General features: G+C 63.8%; 12 protein-coding genes and 4 pseudogenes. 10 read left to right on the forward strand and 6 right to left on the reverse strand.

Translation table 11 applies throughout. The annotated features are described in order from the left end of the window. Positions 1 to 3: 3 nt before the first annotated feature. Complete coding sequence (locus tag AC1DY5_RS29415) at positions 4 to 441, reverse strand: hypothetical protein (protein ID WP_478117185.1); 438 nt, start codon at positions 439 to 441, stop codon at positions 4 to 6. A gap of 204 nt (positions 442 to 645) precedes the next feature. Next, entirely contained in the window at positions 646 to 843 is a 198-nt protein-coding gene (locus AC1DY5_RS29420; RefSeq protein ID WP_478117187.1) for a hypothetical protein, read from the reverse strand. A gap of 197 nt (positions 844 to 1,040) precedes the next feature. On the opposite strand from AC1DY5_RS29420, the gene AC1DY5_RS29425 reads away from it, so the two are divergent. Beyond that, on the forward strand, positions 1,041 to 1,670 hold the full coding sequence (locus AC1DY5_RS29425; RefSeq protein ID WP_478117189.1) for a hypothetical protein: 630 nt from the start codon (positions 1,041 to 1,043) through the stop codon (positions 1,668 to 1,670). A gap of 404 nt (positions 1,671 to 2,074) precedes the next feature. Here AC1DY5_RS29425 and AC1DY5_RS29430 read toward each other — a convergent pair. Further along, positions 2,075 to 2,898, reverse strand: a pseudogene (locus AC1DY5_RS29430) (IS110 family RNA-guided transposase); the annotation flags it as partial. Positions 2,899 to 3,155: 257 nt separating this feature from the next. Then, positions 3,156 to 3,551, reverse strand: a pseudogene (locus AC1DY5_RS29435) (DUF3597 domain-containing protein); the annotation flags it as partial. A gap of 351 nt (positions 3,552 to 3,902) precedes the next feature. Here AC1DY5_RS29435 and AC1DY5_RS29440 point away from each other — a divergent pair. The 4 genes and pseudogenes from AC1DY5_RS29440 (at position 3,903) to AC1DY5_RS29455 (ending at position 5,196) form a co-directional block, all read left to right on the forward strand. Continuing rightward, the gene (locus tag AC1DY5_RS29440; RefSeq protein ID WP_478117191.1) at positions 3,903 to 4,328 is read left to right on the forward strand and encodes a serine/threonine protein kinase; all 426 of its coding nucleotides are present in this window, start codon (positions 3,903 to 3,905) and stop codon (positions 4,326 to 4,328) included. A 97-nt stretch (positions 4,329 to 4,425) separates the two neighbouring features. Further along, positions 4,426 to 4,494, forward strand: a pseudogene (locus AC1DY5_RS29445) (hypothetical protein); the annotation flags it as partial. Between the two features lie 28 nt (positions 4,495 to 4,522). After that, positions 4,523 to 4,732, forward strand: coding sequence for an ATP-binding protein (locus tag AC1DY5_RS29450; protein WP_478117193.1), 210 nt, complete (start codon positions 4,523 to 4,525; stop codon positions 4,730 to 4,732). Continuing rightward, positions 4,723 to 5,196, forward strand: a complete 474-nt coding sequence (locus AC1DY5_RS29455) for a response regulator (protein ID WP_478117195.1) — start codon at positions 4,723 to 4,725, stop codon at positions 5,194 to 5,196. The genes AC1DY5_RS29450 and AC1DY5_RS29455 overlap by 10 nt, the downstream gene beginning before the upstream one ends. Before the next feature lie 153 nt (positions 5,197 to 5,349). Here the strand turns inward: AC1DY5_RS29455 and AC1DY5_RS29460 are convergent, their stop codons facing one another. Further along, entirely contained in the window at positions 5,350 to 5,793 is a 444-nt protein-coding gene (locus tag AC1DY5_RS29460; protein WP_478117197.1) for a hypothetical protein, read from the reverse strand. A 264-nt stretch (positions 5,794 to 6,057) separates the two neighbouring features. Between AC1DY5_RS29460 and AC1DY5_RS29465 the strand changes: the two genes are divergently transcribed. The 5 genes from AC1DY5_RS29465 to AC1DY5_RS29485 all read left to right on the forward strand — a co-directional run bounded on the left by AC1DY5_RS29465 (position 6,058) and on the right by AC1DY5_RS29485 (position 9,238). Next, positions 6,058 to 6,327, forward strand: coding sequence for a GlsB/YeaQ/YmgE family stress response membrane protein (locus AC1DY5_RS29465; RefSeq protein WP_478117198.1), 270 nt, complete (start codon positions 6,058 to 6,060; stop codon positions 6,325 to 6,327). Positions 6,328 to 6,338: 11 nt separating this feature from the next. After that, on the forward strand, positions 6,339 to 6,806 hold the full coding sequence (locus tag AC1DY5_RS29470; protein ID WP_478117199.1) for a YidB family protein: 468 nt from the start codon (positions 6,339 to 6,341) through the stop codon (positions 6,804 to 6,806). A gap of 530 nt (positions 6,807 to 7,336) precedes the next feature. Continuing rightward, positions 7,337 to 7,492, forward strand: a complete 156-nt coding sequence (locus AC1DY5_RS29475) for a hypothetical protein (protein WP_478117201.1) — start codon at positions 7,337 to 7,339, stop codon at positions 7,490 to 7,492. Positions 7,493 to 7,549: 57 nt separating this feature from the next. Then, entirely contained in the window at positions 7,550 to 7,972 is a 423-nt protein-coding gene (locus AC1DY5_RS29480; RefSeq protein ID WP_478117205.1) for a CopG family transcriptional regulator, read from the forward strand. A 21-nt stretch (positions 7,973 to 7,993) separates the two neighbouring features. Further along, entirely contained in the window at positions 7,994 to 9,238 is a 1,245-nt protein-coding gene (locus AC1DY5_RS29485) for an extracellular catalytic domain type 1 short-chain-length polyhydroxyalkanoate depolymerase (protein ID WP_478117203.1), read from the forward strand. A 155-nt stretch (positions 9,239 to 9,393) separates the two neighbouring features. Here the strand turns inward: AC1DY5_RS29485 and AC1DY5_RS29490 are convergent. Continuing rightward, positions 9,394 to 9,662 (reverse strand): annotated as a pseudogene (locus tag AC1DY5_RS29490) (ISKra4 family transposase); the annotation flags it as partial.

Below are 9,662 nucleotides of genomic sequence, written 5' to 3' on the forward strand. Positions count from 1 at the left end.
CCCCTAACGCCGAGTGGCTCGCATGGCGGAGAGGATTAACGCGGTCAGCATGGCCCCTCCAGCAGCCGCGATGAGCACCGACTGCATCGGTTGGTCAACCACATAACGCGTCCCCTTTTCCTTGGCCTGGTCCATCTTCCCCTTGAGCTCGCCGATCTTGTCGCCAGCCGCGTCGACGGCATTCTGCGAATAAGCGCGCCCGGCGTCGAGCACCGTCTTCGCGGTTTCCTTGGCTTCCTGAACGTAACCCTTGGCGGGACCCACTGCATCCGCGAAAGCTTGCTTGGCATCCCCTGTGTGGCTGCGGAAAGTTTGCCCCGTTGCCTGGCCTGCTCGCCCGGTCTCTGGAGCATCGCCCCTGGTCATCCAATTGGTATCGTGCCCGGCTTGATTCGCCTCTTCGTCTGGCTGGAACGTCGTTTTGAGGTTCTCGTTTTCCATCATGGCTCCTTCGTCGGATTTGACCGCTCAGTCTTACCTTCACAGGATTGGCGGACGTCGCTGACGGGTMGGAGTACGCCCCTCGCCGACTGCCCGCGACGCCTGATTTTTAGGCAGGTTATTTCTTCACGGGCTCGCCAGACATGCCGTCCTTGGTCATGCCACCACCCCTATTCATCAAGTCGTTGCACATGGTGTCCTTCTTCACCATGGCGTCGTCCATTTTTTCACGCCGGCCTTTTCCGACATTGCCATGTGCTCCTTGCACTGTTGCGCCGTCATGGCCATGGTCGTGCCGCTGTCTTTGGGCGTGCCGTCCWTCTTCACGGGGTCTTGGGCGGAGGCACTGACACTTGCCAGCACCAATGCGAGGCCCAGCCAGGTTGTTGCGATCACTTTCATAGGAAGTCTCCTGAGATGATTTTGAGGTGAATTCAGGCTGGCCCCGAGCGGCACCGTGTCGCATCAGATGTGGGCTTGCGGTCGCGTAGGCAGTGACGCTACGCCGTGGCCCGGCGCGATCGGCCAGAGCATTTGCTGGCTGCAATAAGCCCTGCACCTACGTCGATATGAGGGACTCTCTACGGCCCTCACCCCTCTTGGACATCGATGGTCATATGGCGCTTTCGGGCGCTTTCCGCCTCGTACGGGCCAACCGCACTGAGTTCGTCACCTTTGAAAGATTGATCATGAACGTTCCTACCTCGACTGATTCCGGCCGGCTGGTCACCGGCCTTTTTCCCGATCGGGCCAGCGCAGAAAGCGCTTACGACGCTACGCAAGCGCGCGGCTACTCCAAAGACGACGTCAACCTCGTGATGTCAGACGAAACGCGCACCCGTCATTTTTCCAGTGAACCCGGGGTCGAAACGGAGCTTGGCAACAAAGCCGCCAAAGGTGCCGGCGTTGGCGGCGCCATTGGGGGCACCGTGGGCGCGACGATTGCCGCGATTGCCGCCCTTGGTACCAACCTTGTGCTGCCAGGGCTCGGGCTCGTCATCGCTGGACCCCTGGCTGCGGCTGCAGCTGGCGCCGGCGCCGGTGCGGCCAGCGGCGGACTGATCGGCGCGTTGATCGGATGGAATATCCCCGAGGAACGCGTGAAGGACTATGAAAGTGGCATTCAGAAGGGTGGCATCCTGATGGGCGTGCGTGCGAAAAATGATGACGACGCCGCCCACTTCGAAGACCAGTGGAAGCAGAACCGAGGCGAGCACATCTACCGCTGATCTGCTCTCCCTCGAGAGCTGGCGCCCCAGTCGGTGTCGCTTCTGCCTGGTGTGTGAAAAGACATAACAGGGCTGGCTGCACCGTCATCGGCGCGCCGTCCGACATACGCGACTGCGCTGTGAACGCATGTTGTCTTCGTGCAATGCCACGCAACCAAGGAACGCGCGATGAACAAAGATCAAGCCAAAGGCTCTCTCCAGAAAGCGAAGGACAAGGCGGTGGCACGGCTGTTGCCACCTGAGAGCGCGACGTTGGAAGACGTGTCGCGCGAGGTCGGTGTGGGCGCCTCCACGCTGGAGCGCTGGCGAAGCGAAGCACAGCGCGATCCTGGCGCTGGCATCTGACTTCCCGCGCTTGTGGAGCGACCCCGCCACGCCCGACCGTGAGCGCAAGCGCATGGTCCGACCGCCGCTCGGTTGTAGCCCCGCCGCGCGATCAGGTCCTGGAGCCAGCGACTTTGCGCATCGGGCTTGCCCGCGACGTAGCGCAGCACCGTTCGCGCCCCGTGAATCAGCAAGGTACGAAGGTAGGTGTCGCCCCTCTTGCTGATGCCCTTGAGCTGCGACTTTCCAACCGACGAGTACTGGCGCGGCACCAGGCCGAGCCAGGCCGACAGATGCCGCCCGTTCCTGAACTCCTTGGCCTCTCCAACCGAGGCCACCATAGCCGTCGCCGTGATCGTCCCGACGCCGTCAACGACCGCGATCTTCTTGCACAGCGGCGAGCGCTTCATGAACGATTTGAGCCAGGTCTCGGCGCGTTGGATATGCCCTTCAATGGCTTGGATCTGCTGCATGATTTCCAGCACCATCGCCTGGCAGATGCTGGTGATCTCGCCTTCGCAAGCGCTGAGAATCCGCGGCAGCGCACGCTTGAATGCCTCGGGCGACTTTGCCATCGCCACCCCGCGTTCGCCCAGCAAGCCTCTGGCCTGATTGATCAACGCCGTGCGCTGGTGGACCAGCAACTCGCGCACCCGGTGAACCGCTTGCATGTCTTGCTGCTCAACGGATTTCACGGCCACGAAGTTCATCGTCGGCCGGATGGCTGCTTCGACAATCGCTTGCGCGCATCGTTGCTGTCGTTCTTGTTGGTCTTCACGAACGGGGTGACTTACTGAGGGCTGATCAGCCTCACCTCGATGCCCATCTCCCGGAAGCATCTTGCCCAGTGGTGGGCCGAGCTGTACGCCTCCATCGCCACGACGCGTGGATGCAATGAGCGGACAGCCTCCACGAAGCACGAGACGTCGAGACCTTCTCCTCGATCCTCGGGCCGGGGGCCGGCGCTCGCCTTCCTGAACGAGGCGGTGCCGCATCGAATAAGTGGCAAGCACCAATCCCATGATGCCCAGCACGGCGGTGAAAARGAAACCCATCGCGTGCGCCGGGCATGACGGCGCGTGCGACGAGACCGGCCACGAAGCCGATCAGGATGGTCCAGATGATCCCCTGATGCGCTTCGGTAGTACGGGGTGAATCAATCAGGTCTGCTGGGACCTTGCCGCCGTTGGCGGCCACCTTGTTCATCACTTGCCGGTGCAGCCACACGTTCATGGAGGCCGAATCGTTCATGTCGCCTGTGTAGTGCAGTTCTTGGGCGAGCTCCTTGCGCGACTGCAGCGAACTGTCGAGTCCGAGAAGTTTCATCAGGTCGACGATGGATGTCTTCCAGTTGAGCTTCTCAGGGGATTTAGCGGCCATACCGTCGAACATCTGCTCGATGTTGATTTCGGGCATCGGCGCTGCTGATGCCGCCGTCGGGGCGGCAGGGACGGCGCCGGGTGCGGCTGCAGCCGGTCCAGCCGCGGAAGAGGCCGGAGCGTTGGCAGCGTGCAAGGACGGGAAGATCTTGCTGAAAATATTGCTGAGGATGCCCATGGTGTTTCCTTGGTGATTTGCTAAAGGATCGAGCCGACCACATGAGGAGCGGCGTTTCGACCGTGACGGAGCATGGGCAGCAAGACATCGTGTCACGGTGGGACAAGACGCCGAGAACGAAAGGCGTTGACTGACTCCTCGCGCCATGTCCAAGGCAAGCTCAAGTCGAGGGCATGCCGTTGAACACTTCTGCCTTTCGCGCCGCGAGGCGCCGCTTCGTGCGCGCTGCGGGTTTGTCTCGCGCGCGCACCTACATTCGCCAGCGCTGGTTCCCCACACTATTGCCTTGTGCATCCTTCAGAGTGGATTGCGGCCTCACGCCGAGGTTGCACATCACATCCAGGAGACATCATGAAACAGGGAATCATCACCACAGCAGCGCTCGTTGGACTGCTGGGCCTCACAAGCGCCTCGCTTGCGCAGACGACCGCGGTGCCCGCGGCGCCGGACCCTGCGAAGGGCGGTCAGGCCAGCACGAAAGCCCCTGCCGGGCCAGCGAACCCGACTCAGCGGCCTGACGGCAGCAATCCTGTATCACGCGAGGCCGTGAAATCCGAAGCTCGCTCAGAGAACCGTAGTCCGGCGAATACAACCGTTCCGAAGGGTGAGCCCTCGACAATGACCAACAACCAACCCAACGCCCCGCTGCCTACGGGAGCCATGACCCGCGCTGAGGTGAAACCCGAGAAGAGTGATCTGAAGCCCCAGGCCGGCGTGAAGGGCGAGCGTCCTGATGTTCCTACAAATCCGAAGGAGAAGACGGGAACCCCTCAATGAGCCGAGGATCGTGAGCTGACGTCGCGTTCTCTCGACCCGTTCTCCTCTCGCTGCGGTTGCGACGCCGTCCAGGTCTCCCGGGGCGACGCGCTTTCAGCAGGTCGTCTGGAACCTGCTCACTAACGCGATCAAGTTTTCCCAGGGAAAAGGCACGGTGCGGGTCTCGCTCGAATGGGAAATCAGAAAAGCTCATCATGGTCGTCGAAGGCGCGGGCAAAGGTGTGGCCCCGGGGTTCCTTCCGCATCAGTTCGATCGTTTCAGTCAGAGCGACGCACCCGGCACCCGTCTGCACCGCGGCCTGGGCCTGGGCCTGTCGATTGTTGAACACCTCGTGGAACTGCACGGAGGGAGCGCGTCCACGCCTCCAGCGAGGGGGAAGGAAGAGGCACCCGCATGCAGGTAGACCTGCCCTTGATCGAGGCAGGGGCAGACACGGTGGGCGATCCGGTGACCAATCTCCCGCCTCCATCCAGTGCCCGGCCGTTGTCGGACCTCGACATCGTGGTGGGTGAAGACAACGCGGACGCGGCAGAAATGCTCGCAGTGATCCTGCGGGACGCGGGTGCCCACTCGCGACAGGCATCGGACTTCGACTCGGCGCTTCAGCTCTTCGAGGACCGATGGCCCGACATGCTCGTGAGCGACATCGGCCTGCCCGGTCGCGACGGCTATGGACTGATAGCGCGACCGCGAGAGGCGTCCCGCTTCGGCAGGCCGCTCGCATCGGTTGCCCTGACAGCATTCTCGCGTCCCGAGGATCGGGACAAGGCCCTGGCGAGCGGTTTTGATGCGCATCTGCCCAAGCCCTTCCAACCTCATGCCCTGGTGGCTGTCGTAGTCGGACTCGTCGCTCGTAACCCTCTTTGAGCCTGGTCAATAGCATCAACGCACGAATCACCAAACTCCGCCGGACTCTGAGATTTTGGTTCTGCCCTGGCAAGAGGCATGCAATCCGAAAGCGTGACGCCGAGCGTAGAGGTCTCCGAAGAAAGTGGCTCAGTGTTGACCTTACCAAGCCGCCTAGCGGCGTCCGCGCATCAACGACAGAAGCACCGCCGTGAGCACCGCGCTCCCCGCCGCGGCGCAGGCAACCGCCTTCATCGGCTCATCGGCGGCGAACTGCATGCCCCGCTGCTTCAGATCGGCGGCCTGGCCTTTCATGTCGTCGATCTTCTTGCCAGCCGCGTTGACCGCATCCTGGGCATAGGCCTTGCCCGTTTGGGCCACGGCGCCCACCTTGGCCTTCGCATCCTGCAGGTAGCATTGGGCCGCATCCGCCCTGTGCCCGAGGTTGTCGGCGTCCTCCGTGTCCCTGCGCACTACTGCCCCGGCGCGATCGCTGGTCTGGCCGGTCTGGGCGGACTGGCCGGGGTCCCGGGCAGCACTCCACGCGGAGTTCGATGATCCACCGGTGTCTTGAGCGTCTGCGGGCTCGGTCCGTGGGTTCGATGAATTGCTTTCCATGATGTCGTCCTTGATGTGATTGGGCCTTCGGCGGATGCTGGGTGTTAGAGGCTCGCCAGCCCGACAGGTATCAGCCGGGCGGCCGCACCGATTGATCAGTCGTCGGGCCGAAACGATGTAGGCCGCGGCTCGCTAGGAGAGCCATCGCCGCCGCGGCGTGGCTGAGACCCGCTTCTTTTCACCTCTCTCATTTGGAGGCGTTGTCCTATAGGGGCGCAGAGCCCGCCGCACAACGCTGCGTTCACCTCAACCAAGGAGCGCACCATGAATCTCATCATCTGGCTTTTCGTGGGCGGACTGATCGGCTGGGTCGCCAGCATGATCATGAAGACCAACGCGCAGCAAGGCGTGATCCTGAACGTGATCGTCGGCATCGTCGGATCGCTGCTCGGCGGCTGGTTCGTGGCGCCGCTGCTCGGGGCGGCGACGGTCAACCAGAACGACTTCAGCATCCGGGGCCTGCTGGCCTCGCTCATCGGCGCCGTGATCCTGCTGGCGATCGTCAACCTGGCGCGCCGCGGTCGTGTCCGCTGAGGGAGATCGTCATGGGCCTGCTTACCCAGATTCTCGACGGCCTGACGGGCAACGCGCTCGGCGGCCGTGACGGCCAGCGGCGCGGCGGCGGCATGAGCCCGGTGCTGATGGCGCTGCTGCCCGTAGTGCTCAGCATGTTGAGCCAGCGCGGCCGGCAAGGCGGTAGCGCGGCCGGTGGCCTGGGCGGCATCGGCGACCTGATCGGCCAGTTCACGCAGAAGGGCTACGGTCAACAGGCCGACTCATGGGTCGGCACCGGCGCCAACGAGGCTCTGCCGCCACATGCCATCGACGAGGTCTTGGGCCACGACCAGTTGCACCGCATCGCGCAGCAGGCGGGCATGGGCGACGACGAGGCGCGCAGCGGGCTATCGGAACTGCTGCCGGATGTGGTCGACCATTTCACGCCCGGCGGCAGCATGCCCGAAGACGACCAGCTCTCGGAGAGCGTGGACGACTATCTGCGGCGGCTCACATAGCAGCTGCTTGCGGGGCGGCGATCGAGACCCGGCGCAGCCCGGTGGTCTCGCTGGCAAGGTCTTCGCGGAGCATGCAAAGTTTCAGGAGCCGCATGCCAACGGGCGAGAAAAGCCGCGCGCGGCAACCACGCCTGAGCGAGAGGTGCATCAAAGGGGCTCGTTGTTCGCTCAGGATGCCCCGAGCTCTCCGCGGTTGCGGTCAGTGCCGAGGTCGGTGGCTTGACTGTTGGGGGCATATGCCGAGGTCATGAACGCCCTGCGCCACGTGGGCGAGGCGCTAGGCGTAGACCCGCCCGAGTAGAGAGACGCGTAACCGCAGGGCGCCCCGGTGCGTGAGCCGCTGAGCGTCAAGTGCCTGCGCAGAAGACCGGGTTGGCGCCAAGCAGCGATCTTGCCGCGGTGCTGGCCTTCGCCGACCAACTGCGCGAGGGGCTTGAGGTGGCGAGCCGGCCGCCTGAACTCAGCAACGAACGAATCATCGCGTTCCGGCCGGCGTCAATGGCTTGGACCAGACGGTGCAGGTGCGGGAGTTGACTGAGCGGGAGCTGGTGCGGCTGGTGCAGCGGCTGCTGGCGGCGGCGGTCGCCCGTGAAGAGCGCAAGTGGAGCCACCAGAGCGGCCGGTGGGCAGAGGGGGCCCTGCGCACCGCACACCGCACACCGCGCAGTACAGGGGGTCCGCGCTAGGTGTCGCTACCAAATATCATCCACACACCATCCATATGGATGGTGCTAAGATGGCGCATGCCTTCAAAGCTCACTCTTGTCCCCACCAAGCCGCTCCCCGAATCCGAAAAGATCACGATCAATCTCGGCTTCGTCGACCTCGGTCACATCGACCTGCTCGTGGCGGAGCGCTTCTACGCGAACCGCACGGACTTCATTCGCACGGCGATCCGCAACCAGTTGGCCACGCATGGCGAGGCGCTCAAGCAAGTGGTCGCCCGCAAGATGCTGGTGTTGGGACTGCAGCAATTCACGGCGGCCGATCTCGAAGCCGTCAAGGCGGCTGGCCAGACATTGCAGATCCGCGTGCTCGGACTGGCCAGCATCAGCCAGGACGTCACTCCCGAACTGGCGCTTGCTGCCATTGAATCCATCACCGTGCTTGGTGCGCTGCACGCAAGTAGCACCGTCAAGACTGCCCTCGCCGGGCGCATTCACTAAACAAACCCAAGAAAGCCATCCATGACCGATCTATTCCAGCGCCTGATGACCGAGGCCACGCAACTCACACGCGCCGGGCAACTCCAGGCGGCCACGCTCGCCATCCAGCGCGCTCTGCGAGGCGACGCCCCTGAAGTGTTCGGCACCAAGGACCCGGCGGCAGTGCCTGATGCACCGCGAGCCGCGCACACGTCGAGAAGTGGCCAACCGGGCGCGTTCCTGGACCGCCTCAAACGGTTCGTGGCGCGCAAGTTCAAGCCAGCGGGTTCGAGCGCTGCCTTCCCGGCGCCTGAAGCGGGGCTTGGATCGGACATCCACTACGTCGGGCCTTCACCCGCCGCTCCAGGACTGGACGGCGAGCAGTGGATCGATGGCAGCTTCACTCATCAGGGTCGCACGCTTGCCTACAAGCTCTATGTGCCGCCACCGGTGGCTGGCGCAACCCCGACTCCGGCACGACCGCTGGTGTTGATGCTGCATGGATGCACGCAGGGCGCAGGCGACTTTGCCGCCGGCACGCAGATGAATACGCTGGCCCGTGAACACGGCGTGCTGGTGCTCTATCCCGAACAAACCCAGCATGCCAACGCCCAGAAATGCTGGAACTGGTTCAAGCCGCAGCACCAGCAGCGAGGGCGCGGGGAACCGGCTGTCCTCGCCGCGCTGACCCAGTCGGTCACGGCCAAATTCAACGTCGACGCCGCACGCGTCTACGTGGCCGGACTGTCGGCAGGCGGCGCAATGGCAGACATTGTCGGGCGTTGCTATCCCGACATCTTTGCCGCCGTCGGCGTGCATTCCGGGCTGCCCAGCGGAGCCGCCAGCGATGTGATGTCGGCACTGTCTGTGATGCGCAGCGGCGGCGCTACTTCGCAGCGCGCTGACGCCGACGTGCCCCCTGTGATCGTGTTCCATGGCGATGCCGACTACACGGTCCACGCCAGCAATGGCGATGCCATCGTGGAGGCTGCACGCAGCAGCGCAGGAAGCTCGGCGCGCGATGTGCCTGCGCCGCGCATCGTCCAAGGTCGCTCCGCGAAGGGCCAGCGCTACACGCGCACAGTGCATGAAGCCGAGTACGGCCGCACAAGTGCCGAATACTGGCAGCTCCACGGCGCTGGTCATGCGTGGTCGGGCGGCAGTGCGACGGGAAGCTATACCAACCCGGCAGGCGCGGATGCGAGCGCCGAGATGCTGCGGTTCTTTCTCGCCCACCCGAATGCGCGGGTCAAAGACCTCGATTGCTCCGCACGCGGCGCGGAGTGATTGCGCGCGCGGCGCTAGCGCAAGCAATGAAGCCCCACAAGCCGTGCGCCTCATCCGGCGGTCAGCACCTGCAGGCCTTGAGAACCGCGCCGCCGCTTGGGGTCTACTCGTTATCGGTGCAATAACTGACGAGAGCGTTCGATTTGATGGGGTTGTCAAGCTGTCATTGCCAGCGTTGACGCGTTGGACGGGAACTCGGGGTACCAACGCGCGAAGTCATCACGCAGCTGGCTGTCGACGACGCGGACTCGCACCTGCAGTAGCAGGTGTGCGCTCTCTGGATCCCATCGCATCTGCTGCGACTTGGACATTCGCTTGTCGATCAGCTGGTTGACCGCGGACTCCACGAAGGCGCTGGAGATGCGCCGGCCCGCTCGATAGCGACGCCCATAGTCCGGCAGCGAATCCGCGTTGTTCCTCAGGT

The organism is Variovorax sp. P4_D9, assembly GCF_056401695.1.

Coding starts and splice junctions, on each gene's coding strand:
- AC1DY5_RS29480 (WP_478117205.1), top strand. CDS start 7,550: ATGCCTTCAAAGCTCACTCTTGTCCCCACCAAGCCGCTCCCCGAATCC.
- AC1DY5_RS29460 (WP_478117197.1), bottom strand. CDS start 5,793: ATGGAAAGCAATTCATCGAACCCACGGACCGAGCCCGCAGACGCTCAA.
- AC1DY5_RS29450 (WP_478117193.1), top strand. CDS start 4,523: ATGGTCGTCGAAGGCGCGGGCAAAGGTGTGGCCCCGGGGTTCCTTCCG.
- AC1DY5_RS29465 (WP_478117198.1), top strand. CDS start 6,058: ATGAATCTCATCATCTGGCTTTTCGTGGGCGGACTGATCGGCTGGGTC.
- AC1DY5_RS29470 (WP_478117199.1), top strand. CDS start 6,339: ATGGGCCTGCTTACCCAGATTCTCGACGGCCTGACGGGCAACGCGCTC.
- AC1DY5_RS29485 (WP_478117203.1), top strand. CDS start 7,994: ATGACCGATCTATTCCAGCGCCTGATGACCGAGGCCACGCAACTCACA.
- AC1DY5_RS29455 (WP_478117195.1), top strand. CDS start 4,723: ATGCAGGTAGACCTGCCCTTGATCGAGGCAGGGGCAGACACGGTGGGC.
- AC1DY5_RS29440 (WP_478117191.1), top strand. CDS start 3,903: ATGAAACAGGGAATCATCACCACAGCAGCGCTCGTTGGACTGCTGGGC.
- AC1DY5_RS29415 (WP_478117185.1), bottom strand. CDS start 441: ATGGAAAACGAGAACCTCAAAACGACGTTCCAGCCAGACGAAGAGGCG.